Source organism: Pirellulales bacterium, assembly GCA_035939775.1.
Taxonomy (GTDB): Bacteria; Planctomycetota; Planctomycetia; order Pirellulales; family DATAWG01; genus DASZFO01.
Genome location: DASZFO010000380.1, coordinates 75140 through 94267, shown reverse-complemented (window position 1 = coordinate 94267; position 19128 = coordinate 75140). Strand labels below are relative to the sequence as shown.

9 protein-coding genes are annotated in these 19128 nt (G+C 61.9%); 5 read left to right on the top strand and 4 right to left on the bottom strand.

The window, feature by feature from the left end; genetic code table 11:
- Both VGY55_25455 and VGY55_25450 read right to left on the bottom strand, forming a co-directional pair.
- Positions 1–1293, bottom strand: a 1293-nt coding sequence (locus VGY55_25455; protein HEV2973339.1) for a hypothetical protein, incomplete at its 3' end; no start/stop codon positions are given.
- 378 nt (positions 1294–1671) lie between these two features.
- Positions 1672–12600 (bottom strand): autotransporter-associated beta strand repeat-containing protein, encoded by a 10929-nt coding sequence (locus VGY55_25450; protein ID HEV2973338.1) that lies wholly within the window; start codon positions 12598–12600, stop codon positions 1672–1674.
- Positions 12601–12920: 320 nt separating this feature from the next.
- Here VGY55_25450 and VGY55_25445 point away from each other — a divergent pair, with 320 nt between their 5' ends.
- Positions 12921–13529, top strand: coding sequence for an XRE family transcriptional regulator (locus tag VGY55_25445; GenBank protein HEV2973337.1), 609 nt, complete (start codon positions 12921–12923; stop codon positions 13527–13529).
- A 46-nt stretch (positions 13530–13575) separates the two neighbouring features.
- On the opposite strand, the gene VGY55_25440 is transcribed toward VGY55_25445, so the two are convergent.
- Together VGY55_25440 and VGY55_25435 are read right to left on the bottom strand one after the other, a co-directional pair.
- Entirely contained in the window at positions 13576–14295 is a 720-nt protein-coding gene (locus VGY55_25440; GenBank protein HEV2973336.1) for a hypothetical protein, read from the bottom strand.
- Positions 14296–14419: 124 nt separating this feature from the next.
- On the bottom strand, positions 14420–14863 hold the full coding sequence (locus tag VGY55_25435; protein ID HEV2973335.1) for a hypothetical protein: 444 nt from the start codon (positions 14861–14863) through the stop codon (positions 14420–14422).
- A 202-nt stretch (positions 14864–15065) separates the two neighbouring features.
- On the opposite strand from VGY55_25435, the gene VGY55_25430 reads away from it, so the two are divergent.
- The 4 genes from VGY55_25430 to VGY55_25415 all read left to right on the top strand — a co-directional run bounded on the left by VGY55_25430 (position 15066) and on the right by VGY55_25415 (position 19039).
- Positions 15066–16667, top strand: coding sequence for a PQQ-binding-like beta-propeller repeat protein (locus VGY55_25430; protein HEV2973334.1), 1602 nt, complete (start codon positions 15066–15068; stop codon positions 16665–16667).
- An 83-nt stretch (positions 16668–16750) separates the two neighbouring features.
- On the top strand, positions 16751–17839 hold the full coding sequence (locus tag VGY55_25425; GenBank protein HEV2973333.1) for a hypothetical protein: 1089 nt from the start codon (positions 16751–16753) through the stop codon (positions 17837–17839).
- 175 nt (positions 17840–18014) lie between these two features.
- The gene (locus tag VGY55_25420; GenBank protein HEV2973332.1) at positions 18015–18488 is read left to right on the top strand and encodes a CBS domain-containing protein; all 474 of its coding nucleotides are present in this window, start codon (positions 18015–18017) and stop codon (positions 18486–18488) included.
- 35 nt (positions 18489–18523) lie between these two features.
- Positions 18524–19039, top strand: coding sequence for a CBS domain-containing protein (locus VGY55_25415; protein ID HEV2973331.1), 516 nt, complete (start codon positions 18524–18526; stop codon positions 19037–19039).
- Positions 19040–19128 lie beyond the last annotated feature (89 nt).

Genomic DNA, 19128 nt, shown 5'->3' with positions numbered 1-19128 from the left:
GTTGGCCCCGAGGAACGCGACCGGAACGAATAGCTGCTGGGCGGCCGTGTTATTCGATGCGCCATTATTGGTGTAGAGATTGTTCGTGGCGTTCGTCGTAACCAAGTTCACTCCAGGCACCCCACCGTTCATGGCCAAGCCCGTGCCGCGGTCGTTGCCGTTAAAAATGTTGAACAGAATGGCCACGCTGCCGCTGGCGCCTCCCGCCGCGGCCGGCCCGATGCCGGAATACCCGAGTCCGCCACCCGTGGCGCCCACCGGTGCGCCGGCGCCGCGAGGATCATTCTGAAGGACGAACGTGAAGCCATCGGCGCCGGTCGTCACGGGAGTGTATTGAAACGAAGCGGTGAAACCGCCGGCATACGCTATGGGAGTGTTGTAGTACGCGGCACGGGCTTCGCCGTTGGCGCCGTCGGTCAACGTCATGACGTTGGAATTGATTGGATTTGACGTGATGACGGTGTTCGAGACGGTCCAAGGCGTGCCGGCGCCGGTGGCGCTGCTGCTCGTGCCTCCGAAGCCGGAGATCGTCCCGCCGGCAGCCGTCGCGGCATTGAGGCGGAGGCTGCCCCCATTGATCGTCACCGGTCCGGCCCCGAATGCAGTCGTGTTGCCCGCGACCACCGTTCCGCTATTGATCGTCGTTGCACTCAAATGGTTTGCGGTCGCGCTATTGATGCTGAGCGTACCGGAGAAAAACAGAGGGCTGACGTTGCTCGTGTTGCCGATGGTCAAGGCCGCGGCGCCGCTATTGACGATGCCGACGTTACCGCCGAACGTGAGGTTGCCGCTGCCGGCGATCGTCATCCCAAAAGCCGCCGAGTTGGTTAGATTGGCGTTGATCGTTGTTACGCCACGAGTGTTGTTGTCGGCAATCACCGAGCCGGAGTTGACCACCAGCGGATCGGCGCCAGTGCCGCTCCCGTCGTTGATCGTATAGCCGACCGTCGAACCGGACCCGAGCGCGTTGAACGTGATCCCGCCAACGGTGACGCCTCCCGCGGCATCGAGCGTGATGATCGGGCTCGTGGTGACGTTGACTGTTCCGTCGCCGATGGCTGCGACGTCCCCGTTCACCCAGATGCTGTCAGCGCCGCCGCTGGCCCAAATACTGTTGCCCGTGGTGGTGTCCCAATTTCCGGAGCCATCGGAGCCCAAGGTATTCTTCGACGGGTCCCAAACAATGGTTTGTCCGCTCGAACGCCGCGCGCACGCGAAAACGATCAAACAGACCAGAATTGCGGAGCTAACCGCGAAGTGCGAAAAGCGAGCCACGATCCGCGGTTGACCCATCGATGAGCACTCCTAAGCCGATTGGCGAACATGTCGCTGAGCACGCGATCCATCGTTTCACTAGCGCAGGCGACAGTCCTTTCCGCCTGACGCCGCGACCTCGGCGCGCCGATAAACGGGCGGCGGTCCGTCGCCCAGCGGTTGGAATCCGCCGTTGCGGATGAAGACCCGATTATACTGCAAATGCAGTTCAGATGGGCTCTTGCAGCCCCCGCAATTCGACGGGGTATGTGAATTGCTTACCGTTCAATAGGAGGCCGGCCAACTCAAACAAGCAAAAAAGCCCCGCCGGCCAGAGAGAGAGCTGACCGACGGAGCGGTTTGCCAAGGCGGCGGCCCTCGACGCACGCCACCCGGCCAATTGATTCAATTCGACTTCTAGCGCCTCCGGCGCCGAATCGCCGGCAGCAGAACTGACAAGCAGCCACCCAATATCAACAACAACACGCTCGAAGGCTCCGGCACGGCCGACAATCCGACGCTGGGGTTCACGCCGCTGAGCGACGATCCACTCGACGATGAGCCGCCAGCCGTTAGCAGGTCCGGCGAACTGGGGCCGCCCGAGGCGAAGGGAGCAGTCGGCGTGAGTGAGCCGGCTAAAGCAAATCCGTCCGAACCGGCCAGCGGATTGCCGCTGGCGTCGGACGCATCGATCGTCACTAGGGCGGCACTCGTGGACGTGCCGCCGATCACCAGCGATCCCTGAACGATGTGGTTGGCCGTCAAGCGGTTGCCCGAGTTGACTTGCGTGGTCCCAATGCCGTCGATGCCGCCGACGCGTTGAACGCTCCCGGCGCCGGAGACAAGCAAGCCCGCTGCCGCGGTGCTGCTGTTATTGATTTGCGCCGAATGGGCGGCAGTGCCGTCCGAGAGAGCAGAAACCGCGTTGGCCAGTTCGAGCGTAGCGGCGCCGGTCACGTTGGCGGTTACTCCGGCGCCGACGGTGGCTGAACCGGTGGCTACGTTGAACTTAAGGCTGCCACCGCCCACATTCAGGACGCTATTGTTGCCAAGCTGCGGAGCGCCCGTAAAAACCTGAGCGCTGCCGCCCGACTTAGTGAGCGTTCCACCCGAGTTGGCGGTCGCGCCCGCAGCCAAGGCGACGCTGCCGGCGAAAGTCGCCGTGCCGGACGCCGCATTGAGAGTGAGCGTATTGCCGGCGCCAACGTTGACTGTCGCGGACCCAGAGCCCGAAACGCTGCCGGTTAAGCTGGGAACAGCGAGATTATTCTGCACGCTAACCACCGAGGCGCTGACGCCATTGCCGTCTACCTCCAGGGAGCCGCTGCCAAGGGTGCCGGTGCCGGAGGTGACAAGCGTGCCGCTCGTGACGGTTGTTCCCCCGGTGTAAGTATTGGGGTTGGTGAATGTCACCGAGCCTCCGCCGCTGACAACCACGGCCGTACCACCGCTGATCCCGACTGTATCACCGGTGGCGTCGCTGAACGTGTAGGTGACGCTGGTGTTCGTGAACGTCACGGACAATGGTGTCACTCCTCCCGCCCGAACAGTGACGGCGGTGTTGGTCACCGGACTTCCGGTAATGGCATCGGTATCGCCGAAGCTAACGGCATCCCCGTTCGCATAAATCGCGGCGATTCCGGGCAACCCTGCAGCCCAGTTTTGGGATGTCGTGTCCCACACGCCAATGCCGCCGCCGCCGGCCGCGCCGTTCCAGGTGAGTGGCACTTGAGTCACAACCAGATCGAGTTGGTTTGCGCTCGGGTTCGACGTGCCAATTCCCGACCCGTTGGCGCTCACGGCGAGCGACCAGGCATAGCCGGCGGGAGCTGCCGGAGTAGTGAAGTTGGTGGTTGACGTGGGGCCGCTAGTGTAACCATAGAGGTCGTACACACCGGTGGCCGGATGGCCGGAAATCGAGACCGCATTCGTGCCAGCAACCGAAAAAGGACCGGCAGACACGTAAATCAACGCATTGCTATTAGTCGTATTGTTCGTGCCGATGCCGTTGAGCGCGAAACTCGAGGTCGTGCCCGCCGCCAGCGAAAGGCCAAGGGCACTACTCAAGGTAAGCGAGGCGCTCGTTTGGCTGCCGACGCTGGCGCTGACCAAGCCGCCGCCGCTGCTGACCGACACATTTCCGCTGATGGAAGCCGCGCCGAGTGCAGCCGCGACACCCAATGTGCTTGTGCCGCCGACCGTCACGGCACCACTACCGGTGGCAGAACCGCTGGCATTCGCGACTCGGACTGCGCCGCCGCTGATGGTCGTCCCGCCGAGATACGTGCTTCCCGTCGAGCTGGCCAGCACAAGCGTGCCGGCGCCGGTTTTAGTGACGGATTGGCCGGCGCCGACGCCCGTATCGCTCACGGCGCCCAAGGTCAACGTGCCGACGCCCCCGGCAGAGCTATTCGCTACATTGAACGTGACATTGCTGGCCAGGCTGACGTTGCCCGTGATAAGGCTATAGGCCTGCCCCGCCCCGACGGTGTCGAGGGCTTCGGTGACGTTCAAGGTCGCTGGGCCGCCGCTATTGATCGTCAACGTGCCAAAGACGGCAGCGGCGGGAGATGGCGCAACATCGATCGTCGCGAGGGCCCCGCCATTGAGCACCAAGTTGTTCCCGAAATCGCTGGGCGATCCCACCGGCACCGTGTACTGGAAGTTGCTGATCTGCTGCGTCGAGGAAACGCCGCCGGTGCCACCCGTGAAGCCGACGAACGCCGTGTTCGACGTCCCGCCGAGCGCACTGAAGATATTGACCGAATAGGTCTTGGCGCCCGTGACGTTGGTCGTCAGGTCGGTGTCAGTCTCGCTCAGGGTCGTGGTCGACGGATTGTAGCTCAGATTGATGCGGATCGGATCGCCACTGGCAACGTTCAGGGTACCCGGCTGCGTGAACAATTCGGGGCCGCCGTTGGCGATGTTAGCTCCGTTGGTATCGAAGGCCGTACCTTGGGGATGGCCGCCGTAGATATTGATTTCCAACTCGGCGCTGGGAGCAATCGCGATCGCCCCAGTGGTGCCGCCTCCGGTCCCCAAGCCCATACCGCCGCCGGTGTCGCCGATCGCGTTCACGCCGCGCGTATCGGTCTGCAGCACGAACGTCGCACCATCGGCGCCGCCGTTCGGCGTGTAAACGAACGAGGTGCTGAACCCGCCGGTCCCAGCGGCATTCTGAAACGGGATTTGGGTTCCGTAAAATGCACTGCGGGCTTCGCCTCCGGCCCCATCGGTCAGTTGAAGAACATTGGGCGAGGGGAACGGAGCCGTTGCAATGCCGGTGCTATTGACCCTCCACCCATTGCCATTGCCGCCGAATCCCGCCGGGATAAGCGCGGGGTTCACGCGCAAAGTGCCGCTATTGCCGCTGTTGGCGAACGTGACCGTTCCGCCGCCCAAGGAAGCGCTATTGCTGGCCACCACCATCCCGGCCGTAATCCTGGTCCCGCCGGCATAATTATTGCCGAGCGTGTTCAACGTGAGGGTGCCGGCGCCAATCTTGGCGATCCCTCCCGCGCCGGTGATTGAACCTCCGCCGCTGACGGTAGTATTTCCCACGCCAGCAAAGGTGAGCGTGGCGCCGGTGCCAACGCTCACTGTGTTGCTGAGAGTCAAACCGTCGTTGTTGAGCGTTGAAATCGAATTAATCGTGGCGGCGTTGCTGGCCCCCACCGTGATCGGACCGGCGTAAGTATTGATGCCGCTGACGCTGTTGAGCGCGCCCGGACTTCCTGTCGTGCCCGCGCCGTTGATCGTCAAGCCGATCGTGCCGGGTCCGCCGGCAAGATTACCAAACGTCGCTGATGCGCCGGTCGGGATTGTCAACGACAACGAACTACCAGCGGCGACGGTCGCGCCGGACGAGTTGCCCAACGCCGCGCCATTGCCGAGATTCAGAGTCCCGGATGTCACGGTCGTACTACCAAAATATGAGTTCGCGTCGGGCAGCGACACCGTGCCCGTGCCCGCCACGGTGATCGAGCCAGGCGCGAAGACGCCGCCATCACTTATTGGATCGACGATCGTCGTGCCGGCGCCGATCAATGTAAGCGTGGAGCCGCTAGCGATGCTCACGCCCCCGCCGAGGGTTAACTGATCGCTACTGGCGATCGTGCCAATCGTGGCGCCGCCCGACACGATCGCAATCGGACCCGAGTACGTATTCGTTCCGCCGCTGGTGAGAGCGCCAGTGAGCGACAATCCCGTGCCCGACAGGCTCAACGGGATCGGCGTGGCGCCGCTGGCTGTGAGGCCATAAATGGTCACGCCGCCGAGGTTAGTCAGATTCAATGTGGTGCCTGAGGCGACCGTTACGCCGGTTGCATTCCCCAGCGCCGCGGCATTGGCCAGATTCAATTGCCCGGCGTTGATGGCCACCGGACCGGTGAAACTATTGGCGCCTTGCAGCGTGACCTGTCCTCCGACGCCTCCCGTGCCATTGAGCGAAACGGTGGTTGTGCCGGCAATGCCGATCGTCCCGCTGGCATTCGTGATGGTGTAATCGACGCCGCCATGCGCGACGCCCGTATTGGTGAAGTTGATCAACGCCGGCTGCACGCCCGCCGCTTGCACCGTGATCGTGGTGTTGGTGACATTGTTGGGAGAATTGAGCGGGTTCTTATCGGCAAAAACCACCGCCTTGCCGTTGGAGAAACTGGTTGCGGTCGGCGTGACCGTGGCCCAGTTGGTCGAACTGAGATTCCAACTGCCGTCCGTCTGGCCGGTCCAAGTCAAGGCAATGTCGGTCAACGTGAGATCGATCTGGTTGAGACCCGTATTGTTGACCAGGCTGTATTGATAGCCCGCGGATAAAGGCTGCGAGCCAATCGCGATGCTGCCGCCACCATTGCCGGCGGCAAACGTCAAGCCGCTGCCATTCTGCGTCGTGGAGACCGACCCCGGCGAGTAACTGAATAAATCGTAGGTGTAATTGGCCAGCGTTGCCGGCGGCGATCCCGTGAAGTTTACAGTGCTGGCCCCGACGACGTTGAGCGTTCCACCCGTGACGTCGATGGTGCCAGGCGTCGTCGTGCCGTTGGGAGTGCCGCTCAGGTTGATGCTGGAACTCGAGCCCGCGGTCAGCCTCAGGCCACCGCTCAAAGCAAGCGTGGCGCCATTCACGCCCAGCACCGTGCCGCCGCTGTTCACAGTGACGAGGCTCCCAATGGCGCCGGTGCCGCCGAGCGTGCCATTGCTGTTGACACTGACCGGCGCCGAGCCGGTCGCTGAGCCGCCGGCATTGGTCACACGCAAGTTACCTCCGCTGGCGCCGCCGCCGACGGCGATCGACGAGCCGGCCACCAAGCTGCCCGCCGACGTCAACTTGACCGTGCCGCCGTTCTGCACCAGAACATTACGGGCCGTGCCGCCGTCGCCAAGCGGACCGAGAACCAAGGTACCGGCGCCCGCGCCGTTGTTCGCCACGTCCAACACGTATTGAGTGTTGCTGCCTGTCAGGGACACACTGCTTCCGGAACCGGATCCGAGCCCCAGGGAATAGGCGGCGCCCGCGCCGGTGCTACCGCCTGTGATGGCCAGCGTTATGGGAGCGGCACTGGCGTTGCCCATCGTCACGTTGCCCAACAAGCCCGCCGAGGCCGTGCCGGTCACGTCGATCGTGGAGCTTGCCGCGACGCTCGCCGTTTGGCTGTACCCGGCGACGGCGCCGGTAGCAGTTCCACTTACGCCGTAAATATTCACAAAGTTATTTCCGGTCGCGGTTGTCGAGGTGAACGTAATCGAATTGAGAGTGAGGTTTTGATCGGCGACAGGAATGTTGATGTCAGTTTCGAATATGGCCGCGACTGTGCTGAAGGCGCCCGTGTCCTGTCGATGTCGCCCGGGGACGATGACAGTCGGCGGAGCGGTGTTCATATAGTTAACGGCCGTGAGCCCCGAGAAAGTCAGAGTGCTCCCACCGGCGAAATTGAGTGTCGCGCTGTAAGTCTGATTCGCATTGCCGGCATTTTCCAAAATGGCCAACGTCTGGAATTTTCCAGGATTGGTGAGCGTCAGGTTTCCTGTCGAGACAACCCCCGAACTGGTGGGCGGCGTATTGGGAGGACTATTGGAAAGCTGGAGAACGTTGTTCGCCGTGTACGACTGCAATTGAAAAACGGTGCTTGGGTTGCTGTTGTCGACGATCGTTCCATTAACCGGTAGGCCGGGACCCCCCCCGCCGGCGGCAATACCCGCTATCGCCGAGGAGTATAAGACTCGCGTTCCCTCGAGCGTAGTGTTCGATCCGTAAGGGGTGGTGGTCGGCTCGGAGGCATCCGAAATCACGTCGCCAGTGTAGCCCGTCGTGGCGAGTGGAAAGGTCCCGACCGGTCCGCCTTGCAACTGGAGCCGACCGCCATTGAGCGTCACCGTCCCGGCGCCTAACGGACTCAAAAAGGCGCCTCCGACAACCACTGTCCCCTGGCTGATCGTGGTCCCTCCGGTGTACGAATTACCGGAAATCTGATTGAACCCAGTGCCGGAAACGACGTTGCTTACGGCAGAGTTTACGCGCAGCGTGCCGGGCCCGATCTTGGTGATAGCGCCGGGGCTTGCGCCGTCGGCGACGTTCGCGAGCGTCAAGGTCCCGGCGCCGCCGCCCGCGGCATTGGCCACATTGAACGTGGTTGTGCCGATTAGAACCGCGCTGGGGATTGAAAGACCGTACGCTTGGCCGCCGGTGATGACGGTCGTGGCGGTGACATTCAACTGCGAGCCGGCGCCGCCCGTAAATTGTCCGACCGCAATCGTCGGACTGGCGACCGTAGCGGCAACGTCAACCGTGCCCGTGTTTCCCGGATTGACGACGATCGGTGGCGGATTGCCTGGGCCGGGAAATGAGAAGTTGCTGACGGAATTGACAGCGGCCGCGCCACCTGTCCCGCCAGTGAAGCCGATATACGCGTTGTTGCCTCCCAAGACGCCCGCCAAATTGAAAGAACTGTTCGTATACGTGAACGCAGCTCCGGTGACCGTATCGGTCAGGTTAGCCGTCAACGTGGTGCTGACGGGATTGTACGACAATGCCACATTGATTAAATCGCCGCTATTCAATCCCACGCCGCCGGTGGCTGTGTCGCCGCCGGTGGTACCGTTACTCGCCCAGCGGACGCCGGCGTTGCCGAAAACCTCAATCTGAAACGCCGCGCTGTTCCCAATACCGGCATAGCCCAAGGAGCCGCCACCGCCGCCAAGGCTATTCAGCGGAGTGGCATTGTTGACGCTTTGCAATGCGAATGTCACACCGTCGGCGCCACCCGACGGCAAGGATTGAAAGTTGAAGGATGTGGCAAATCCGTTCTTAATCGAGACCGGCGTGTTGAACCAGGCGCTGGTGTTCTCGCCGCCCTGGTTATTCGTCATGGTCAGCGTGTTCCCGCTGAACGACGGCTGCGCGGGCGTGTAGGCCGCGCCGCTGTTGACGGTCCATTGATTGGCGCCCGTCCCCGCGCCACCCAAGAACGGACTATTCGCGCTCGGCGGCGATATCCGCAGAGTGCCACTGGAAGCGGCGAAGATAACCGGGCCGGTCCCCAATGCGGCGAAACTGGATGGAACGACGAGTCCGCTGTTGATCTGCGTGCCGCCAGCGTAGTAATTCGCCGCGGAACTGAGGTTCAACCTGCCGGTGCCGTTCATGGCGATCGTTCCAGGCGAGCTGCCCTCGGCGATCGGACCGCCGCTGACGGTCGTCGTGCCCGGACCGTTGAATGTGAGCGTCCCGCCGTTGGGCAGATTGATGCCGCCGCTGAGCGTCAGATTATCGGCGCTATTCACGGTGTGGATCGTGCTGCTGCCGGTGCTATTGACGACCGTGATCGGACCGGCATATCCGCTAGTCCCGTTCGCCGTTAGCACTCCGTTCGCGGCAGGTCCCGATGGCGTGCCTGCGTTGTCGATCGAGAGCGGGATTGGATTGGAACCCGTGACCGTCAGGCCGGCCGTGAGATTGTTCAGAACGAGGCCGGCGTGAGAAGCGATCGTGACGCCGGACGAATTGCCGAGGGCAGCGGAATTCGTGAGGTTCAGCGTGCCGGCGCTCACGGTCACCGCGCCAGTGAAGCTGTTGGCCCCCGCCAAAGTGACCTGCCCGCTCCCCTGCAACTGGATTCCGCTGGCGGCCGCACTGATGCCCGCCGCTCCCGCGTTGCCGACCGTGTAATCCACTCCACCGAGCGAAGCGCCGGTGTTGGTGAAGACGACCGCGCCCGGTGCAACGCCGCCCGCTTGAATGGTGACGGTGCTGTTCAAGACATTGTTGGTGCCCGCCGAGGTATTTGGATAGTTATCTCCGAAAATCACGCGCGAGCCGTCGGCGTATTGGGTGGAGACGCCGGTCAAGGTATTCACCCAGTTGCTATTTGCCGGAAAGGGGCCCGGGGACGAGGTCCAGACGCTATCTGAGGATCCGGGCGACCCGCCGGTTGCGTTGTCCTTGCCGGTCCAAGCGAACTCAAATGGCACCACCTGCAAATCGACCTCATTGGGATTGTTGAGCAAAGTGTACGTGAACAGCGGGGGCACCGTGCCAAGCTTCAACGAGCTGAAGCCCGACGCCAGCGACGAGCCGCCGTGGCTGAATAGATCGTAGGTGACTGACGCATGCGGAAACGTGCTGCCGCTACCGATATTCACGGTGCTGATGCCGCCGGTTGGCGCTATCGACAGGCTCCCGGTGGCGGCGACCAGTGCCGCCCCGGTCGATGTGATGGTGAAATTGGAAGTCGAACCACCGGCGAGAGTCAGCCCGCCGGCGACGGCGAGCGAATTCGAACTCGACTGGATGAGCGTGCCAGCGCTGCCAATGGCGAGGTTTCCCGTGACCGTGCTGGTGCCAGCGCCGGAGACCGTCAGGGTTTGGGGCGTCGAACCGCCGACGGTGAATCCCCCCGCCCCCGTGACGCCCGTGACGTTGAGAAATGCACCGCTGGCGATGGTGATCGTTGGGGAACTGGCTATGTTGCTGTTGCTGCTGGTTGTCAGGCTCAACGTGCCGTTCGAAATCGTCGTCGGGCCGCTGTACGAATTCACGCCGGCGAGCGTGAAATTGCCGCTTCCCACCTTGACCAGGCTTCCGCCCGCGCCGCTGATAGCGCCGGAGAATACGGTGTTGGTGTTGTCGCCAGTGGTGAGCGTGCCGTTGCCGAGCAGCACGTGAGAGCCCGTCGGAGTGGGCCCGGCCGCATCGGCCAATGAAGCGATCGTCACAGAATCGTTGGTCATGTCCAACGTGGTGTTGCTCGACATGACCACCGCGGTCGTACTGGGGATGGCGTTGTTGGCTGCCAGCGAGATATTGAAAAAGGTGGTGGGATGATTGCCGGTGCCGCCTCCGTTGTACCAAGTGAGTCGGTTGGTTGGGTCGGTGATATTGGATTGCGTATCCAGCGGCGTGAAGGTGATGCCGTCGTTGCTTCCCGAAATTGTCCAGCCCGTCGCGTCGCGCTCGGGCGCATCGTTGGCCGTGGCCAGATTATAATGTGGCAGAGCGGTCGGAGCGCCGAAGTCGTAAACGAGCGGCTGGAATTTGTTGAAATCCAGCCACTTGGTCGCCAAATTGGCGTCGTTGGCATTCGCGGGAGCGCCATCGCCCGAATTGTTCCCGCCAGGGTTCGTGACCGCGATGGCCGGAACCCAAGTGTTGGTGGCATCGAAGTATTGGACTTCCGAAAGCTGAATCGAGTTGGCGGCGGCGTTGTTATTTAAGGTAGTCGCCTGAAATTGATAGTAGCGGTAGGAGGCTGACAATTTGAGGGTGCCACCTTGGATCAGCGTGGGCCCGGCATAGCTGTTAGTGCCGCCGAGACTCAGCGTGCCGGTGCCGACCTTCGTAATGCCGCCGCCGCCCGTGAGGTTCCCAAGATAGCCCGTGCTCGCGTTGTTGCCGCCAATGACGAGGCTCACGGGGCTATTGTCGGTAGCATTCATGCTGACGCCAGCGGTCCCCGACAAGCCTCCCAAGTTGAACGAGCCGATGCCGGGACCAAACAGCAACGAATTGGCGAGATTGACATTCACGGTGCTGTTCTGGACTGCGTTGGCGTTGTTGAGCTGCAGTTGGGCGGAACTGATGTTGGTTGGGCCGGTGTAAGTGTTCGCGGCGGCGAGCACGAGTGGCGAGTTGCCGGTGAGCGTGATCGAATGATTGCCTGAGATGGACCCGCCGATCGAGAGGCCGCCGTTGCCGGTATTGATTTTGAGGTTGTCGAAGCCAAGCGCGATGTTCAGGTTGACGGATTGCTGCTGCGTGCTGTTATTGACGATGGCGTTGAACGAATTATCCCCGGTCAAGGTGATGCCGGCCCCGGTCAACGTGAACGGGACCGTCGCCGTACTATCGAATGTGATCGAGCTGAAACTGGTGCCGGAGGTGAAGTTATTGACCGGGCCGGGGCGGGTCGACCCGGCAAAATCGAGCGTGTTGCCGGCCACCGGCGCGGTGCCGCCCCAATTGGCTCCATCGGTCCAATTGTTGGTTGTCGCGCCGCCGTTCCAAGTCGAGATGGGATGCAACGCGGCGAAGACGGCCGAGGCCAAAGTAAAGCGGTGGTTGGCGCTCCCCGGCCCTGTTTCCTGGACGGTCAAGTTCGGCGTCGTGATATTCGAGACCAGCGCGCCAGCGGTTATCATCTGGCCGTCGACGATTTGATCGTACAAATTGCCATTTCCGACGGTGCCGCCGCTGCCGTTGGTAATGAGCGCGCCAGCGCCACTCGCAATCGAGGCGTTCAGGAGCGTCGTTGTGCCATTGCCGCCCTGGCGGTAATTCGCGGATGCATCGGCCCAAGAGCCGAAAGCAACATTGCTCAACGAAACGGAAAGTGAGTCGGGGCCGTCGTTGGCCGCGGCGGCGTTGTGGCCCGATATCGCCTCTGGAGCTTGGGTGGTGTCTACCCCACCGAGCGTAAAAGCGTCGAATCCGGCGGCCGAGCCGGCCACGAGACTCGCGCCGTAATCCACGTGCAGAGTGTTGCTTCCCGCAGTCGGGTTGAAAAGATAGTAGACAGCCGTGTTGGAATAGTTTGCGTTAGAGTCCTGGGAAAGAGAAGCAGCGGTCAAGGCAACACCGTTGTATGTGACGATCGGAGCGGCCGTCGAAATCGAAGTGCCCGATCGCCAAGCCAAGTTCACGACGAGGACATTGTTTGCCGCCGCAGTAACAGTGAAGTTGGTGTTGTTCGCTTGAGACGTGGTGTTTGTAAACGACCCGATATCGACTTGGGCGATCTGTGCGGACGCCGAGTGGGGAGCCAAGAATCCAACGGCCAAGGCCAAACCGATCACGAAACCGATCAACGCCATGTGCCGAACGCGCAACCCGCAATGCCGCGACGAATGAGGCATGGACGGAGTGGCCGATGAGACGACTGTGGCATGGCATTGCATCGCGCACCTCACTGATTGACGAATTGGTAGGAATCAGAGTTGAGAAATTAACCGAATCCGCCTCTCGATTTTTGGCATCGTGCCGCCGTTGATCTTGGCGGAATATAAATCCGATTTACCGGAATTGCAAACGATTTTTTACCAAGATCGTAAAAAACTCACTTGGTGGCTGGCCGCGCTCCCCGCGGCGCAATTTGAGGCGGCGCCGCGACCGAGTTATATTGGCAAGTTGGGCTGGTCGTTTGGCACCGCCCTTTTCCCCACGCCGGATTCGGATAATGTCCAAGAAGAACTCCCAGCGACCCGGCAAGAAAACCTCATCGGCGGATGACATCGCCAATCAGATGTGCCGTCGCGTCCATGAGTTACGGAAGAAGCGGCGCTGGACGCTCGAAGAGATGTCGGCGGCGTGCGGCGTTAGTCGTTCGATGCTCAGCGATATCGAGCGCGGTCGGGCCAACCCCACTTTGGCGGTGGCGTTTCGCATCTCGGAGGCTTTCGGCATGCCTCTGGGGGATTTAATTCACGCTCCAGCCGGCGCACAACAGGTCGAGGTGATCCGTGCTGACGACCGGAGCCATCATTATCGCTCGGACGGGGACTGCCGAATCCGGACTCTCTCTCCGCTGCGGCTCGAAAAGGCGGTCGAATATTACGAAATTGTCTTGCGCCCCGGCGGCGCGCTGCGAAGCGCCGCCCATTTCGAGGGCGCCCGCGAACTCCTGACCGTCCAGCAGGGTTCCGCCCACATCACGTCGGGCAAGAGTGCCGAGGACCTCGGCCGCGGCGACTCGGCCTATTATCGAGCCGATGTCCCTCATGCCATCGAAAACACCGGCAAAGAAGACGCGATCCTGTTTCTTGTGGTCACCTACACGCAGGATTGACTCCCAGCCGGTTTTGTGAGCGGTTCCTGAAATCTGCCGGGAGCGGCTAGAGCTTCGCCTTGGCTTCGTCGGGAACGGCGACTTTCGTCGAGCCGATGTCCTTGATCTCGGTCGTGGTCGTGCGGTCAATCTTGTTTTCGTTGCCGTTGAAGCTGACCGTGCCCTGCAGATGAAGTTCTGTTTTTGACAGCACGCCGTCGCTGATCCAGCATTTCACGGAACCCTTTGGGTCCTTGACTTCGAATTGCGGAGCGTTGTTGTCGCCGCCTCGCCGCCGGAAAGTAAGCAATTGCTTGGCAGTTTCCGGACTGAGTTCCGAAGTATACGCATCGCCGGATTTCGTCACCGTTTCGAGTTTGCCGCACAATTCGCTGGCCTGTTCAGCCGGTGTTTTGAAATTCTTGACCATCATCGTCAGAAATCGCTCGGGGCTGAAACCGTTGCCGTTGTCCTCGGCCTCCTTCGCTAATTCGGCGGCCGACGCCCAGCCACCGGTCCCCTTGATGGCGGCCTTGTCTCCTTTCATGATCACGTTGTAAGAGTCGTCGCGCATTTTGAACGAGAAGCTGGTGTGACCATCTTTCTCGGTCTTGCCCTCGCTCTCCCCGAAGCCGAAACCTCCCTCGACCTTGGTCGTCCAACTATAGCTGGCGCTATCCGACAGCTTCTTCACCGCGGCCTTAAGATCGTCCTTCGGCTCGGCGCCGAGCGCCAACACTGGAACAACCAACGCCGCAACCGTGCCAAATAGCATTCGCTGAAACATGGGAGACCTCCGCGTGCTAGAAAATTGACGAGATCGAAGGAACAGCATGGAGCCCGTGAGTATACGCCCGGCGGGGCAGAGTGCAATAAGCCGCCCGACGGCTGTCTCACGCGATGATGTCGCCTTAGTTCCCAATCAAGCGTCCGAGTTTTTGTCCCTTCTCTTCTTCTTTCAGCCAAATCTTTGCTTCAAGCAAATGAATCCGTGCCTCCGCCACTCTTTCAGCCTCACCGCCCGCGCTAGCGGCCTGAGACAACACACTGATCTTGTCATAAACCAATTGCATTCGGTCACGGTACACTGTCAGCGCGCGGAGCCGCTCCTGTTTATCGGTTAGAACGTCGAGTTGAGCGTCCTTCACGGCGCGTGCGGCCGCGAACTCCGCGGCCGGAGTAGCCGGTGGCGAGGCCACTTTATCTCTCTCCGCCACCACGTCCCACCACTCTTGGGCAGCCTTGAGCTTGTCGTCTCGCAGGCTTTGGACAGATTCCGCTTGATCGGCAGACAATCTCGCGCCGTAGCACGCGGCGAAGGCGCAAATGAACCCGAGTATCAGAGCGCGGCGCATAGCAGTTCTCCTTGGTTTGGTCGACAAACTTGAACTCGCTGGTAGCCAGCGGCGGCACGGAAAACCTAGCCTCGATCATATCGAATCGCCGGCCGAGCAACAAACTTTTGCGAGACTCTGGATTGCAAGGGACTCAGTGATCACCTCATAATCTAGGCTTTTGGTCCGGATTTCGAGTACGACCAATTCGACGGAGAGAGACATGATTGATTCGATCGACCGCATCGACCTGCGGCTACGTCAGATTTGCGATGCTGTTCGCCTGCTCGCTCCGTGCGGGTTGTTGATTTCCCTGACCGTAGCAATCCATTCAACGGCGATCGCGCCTGTTCAAGCGGAGGACGGCAACTGGCCGCAGTGGCGCGGGCCGTTGATGACGGGAGTGAGCCCTAGCGCCGATCCGCCGGTCACCTGGGACGAAAAGACCAACATCAAATGGAAGGTGAAGATCCCCGGCCGCGGGCTAAGCACGCCCTTGATCTGGGGAAATCAAGTATTCATTCAAACGGCGATTCCGGTTGCCAAGAGCGATGCCGAGCAGGCCGCCAAACCTGACTCGTCGGATGCAAAGGCAGACGATAAAGCAGACAAGCCGGATTCCGCGCCGGTCACTGCGAAAGGCGATGCTCCGCGCGATGGCAACGCCGATCGTCCGCCGCCTGGCGACAGAGCCGACGGACCGCCTCCCGGCGGCCGCGCCGATGGCCCGCCGCCTGGCGGTCGGGGCGAAGGTCCGCCGAGTGGTAGAGGCAACGGACCGCCGCGGGGTTTCGGTCGCGGCGGCATGATGTCGCGACCGCCGAAAGACCCATACCAATTCGTCCTGCTCTGCCTCGATCGCGCGACCGGTAAGAGTCTCTGGCAAAAGGTCGCCCGCGAAGAGGTGCCGCACGAAGGGACCCAGTTCGACAATACCTTTGCGTCGAATTCGCCCGTGACCGACGGCAAATGCGTCGTCGCGTATTTCGGCTCGCGCGGGCTGCACTGCTACGACATGCAAGGGAATCTGAAATGGGAGAAAGACCTCGGCCGGATGAAAACGAAGCTCTCGTTTGGTGAAGGCAGCTCGCCGGCGCTGTTTGGCAACACCGTCGTCGTCAACTGGGATCACGAGGGCCCCGGCTTCATCGCCGCCTTCGATAAAGAGACCGGCAACGAACTCTGGCGGACGCCTCGCGAGGAAGAGACCTCGTGGACCACGCCGATCGTCGTCGAGCGTTCCGGCAAGGCCGAAGTGATCACCGCGGCCACGCGAAAAATCCGCAGCTATGATCTGGCCGACGGTAAGCTGCTTTGGGAATGCGCCGGGTTGACGACCAACGCAATTCCAACCCCGGTCGCCGGCAACGGGCTGGTCTACGCGACGACCGGCTTTCGCGGATACGTGATGCTGGCGATCCGCCCCGAGGGAAATGGCGACGTGACCGGTACCGACGCGGTCGCCTGGACGCTCAAAAAGGGAACGCCCTACGTCCCCTCGCCATTGCTCTACGACGACCGGCTTTACTTTTTCTCGGGCAACACCGCGATTCTATCCTGCATCAACGCCAAATCGGGCGAGCCAGTCTACGACGGCAAGCGGATCGAGGATTTGCAAGGGGTCTACGCCTCGCCCGTCGGCGCGAGCGGCCGCGTCTACCTGGTCGGCCGCAACGGCGCGACGGTCGTCATTAAGCACGCAGACACGCTCGAAATCCTGGCCACCAACCACCTCGACGAGCGCTTCGACGCTTCCCCGGCCCTGGCGGGAAAAGAACTCTTCCTCCGCGGCCACGACTACTTGTACTGCATCGCCGAGAAATAATGGCAGATCGAACGAACCCGGAATCCGAGACCACGCGACTACCCACGGTGTCCGCTATTGCCGGGCCCGCATCGCAGCGACTGATGTCGCTCGATGCGCTGCGGGGGTTCGACATGTTCTGGATCGTTGGCGCGGATGCGCTCGGCGAGGCGCTGGCGAGTTTCAAGGACGGCCCGCCGATCACCGAGCTTGTCGCAAAACAGCTCGATCACGCTCGTTGGGAAGGTTTCCATTTCTACGACTTGATCTTTCCGCTGTTCGTATTCATGATCGGCGTGGCGATCACGTTCTCGCTCGGCCGGCTAGTCGCGGTCGAAGGACGGGCCGCCGCGCTCAAGCGCGTGCTGCGCCGGGCACTGCCGCTCTACGTGCTCGGTTTGTTCTACTACGGCGGATTGAGCGGGCACATCGACCATATCCGCCTGCTCGGTGTGTTGCAGCGGCTCGCGCTGTGCTACCTCTTCGCTGGGATTCTGTTCATTTATCTGCGGCCGCGCGGGCTAGTGGTGGTGTGCCTCGCGCTCTTGGTGGGCTATTGGGCGCTCTTGACATTCGTGCCGGTGCCCGAATTCGGCGCGGGGGACTTCGCCGAGCGGCACAATTTGACGAACTGGCTCGACCGGATGTACTTGCCCTGGCGCAAGTGGGACGGCGACCACGACCCCGAGGGCCTGTTGAGCACGCTGCCAGCAATCGCATCCTGCCTGTTGGGCGTGTTTGCCGGGTTGTTGCTGCGCGACCCCGCGCGCAGCGAGCGGCAGAAGGTCGTTTGGCTGGCGGTCGCGGGCGCGGCGCTCGTCGCGCTCGGATACGCCTGGGGGCAGGAGTTTCCCGTAATCAAGAAGATCTGGACTTCATCATTCGTCCTCGTTGCCGGCGGATTTAGCGCGCTGCTCTTGGCCGGGTTCTATTTGGTGATCGACGTGTGGAAGCTGCGGGCATGGGCCATGCCGCTGGTCTGGATCGGCGCCAATGCGCTGACGATTTACATCATCAGCAACGTCGTCGATTTCGGAAAGCTGTCCGCAAGGTTCGCGGGAGGGGACGTGGCCAAGTGGCTGAACACGCAGTGGCAGGGGCTCGGCGGCCTGGTGCTCGCGCTGGTGAGCATCGCCTTGTGCATGGCGATCTGCCGGTTTCTCTACCGTCGCCAGATTTTCTTGCGACTTTGACCCTTGCTTGCGGGCGGCGCACGTCGGATATTGAGTGTGCCGAGCAAATCGAGGTGTGAAGGGGTGGCCGGGGCTGGAGGCGCAGCCGAAGCCCCGGCGGGCCAGCGAACCGTGACTTCCCTTCGGTCCGGCCGCGGCCACCTACCGCGCACGCCAGATATTTGGCGATTGGAGAATGACCGAGATGGATTTTCAGCTCCAATTCGAGTCGGAGACCGTGGACAAATGCCCGCTCGTTGAGCCTTTGTGCCTTTCGCCGGCGACCACCGTGCGCGAGGCGCTCCAGCAAATGAAGCAGCGAAACTGTGCCGCGGTGTTGATCTGCAGCGATCGGCGCATCGCGGGAATTTTCACGGAGCGCGACGTGCTCAAGATGATGGCCGCCGGCGCTGACTTCAATGTCTCCATCGACCAAGTCATGACACCCAATCCCGTGGTGCTGCGCGCTCAGGATACGGTCGGCACCGCCATTGCCGCCATGACGCACGGCGGCTACCGGCGGCTGCCAATTGTGGACGGCGACGGACAGCCCGTGGGGATCGTCAAGGTGGAAGGCATCCTCCACTACCTGGTCGAGCACTTCCCGACCGTGATTTACAACCTGCCCCCCGAACCACATTACACCACGCGGCAGCGCGAAGGCGCTTAGGGCCATACCGACGCCAGCGAACCCTGGGTGACGTCATGATCCTTTGCGGGCATTGCAAAACCAAGAACATCGACGGCGCCGAAGACTGCGAGAATTGTGGTCAGCCGCTCGACGATGCGCATTTGCGTCCGCCGCGCACCGAGGCGGAGCGCAGCCTGTTGGGCGATCGCGTCAGCGCGCTCGATCCTAAGCGGCCAGTGACGGTTGCCCCGGCGATGCCGGTGGGCGAGGCGCTGCGGCTGATGGTCGAGCGCAAGATCGGTTGCGTCGTGGTGGCCGAGGGCGCGAAGCCGATCGGCGTTTTCAGCGAACGCGATGCGCTGCGCAAGATCGACGTGAACTCCGCGGGCTTCGCCGCCCGCCCAGTCCGCGAATTCATGACCCCCAATCCGCAGACCCTGATGGCCGACGCCAAGATCGCCTTCGCCGTTCAGCGCATGGACCTGGGGGGCTTTCGGCATCTACCGATCGTCGACGGACAGGGCGACCTCGTCGGCGTGATCTCCGCGCGCGACATTCTGCGGTATCTCACGGAGATCATGAGCCGCTAATTGCGCGATGTGGGGACGAGATTCCGTAGGGAATCCACCGCGGCGGACGGCGTTCCGAGGGGCATTCCAAATCTGCGACAACTCCCCGG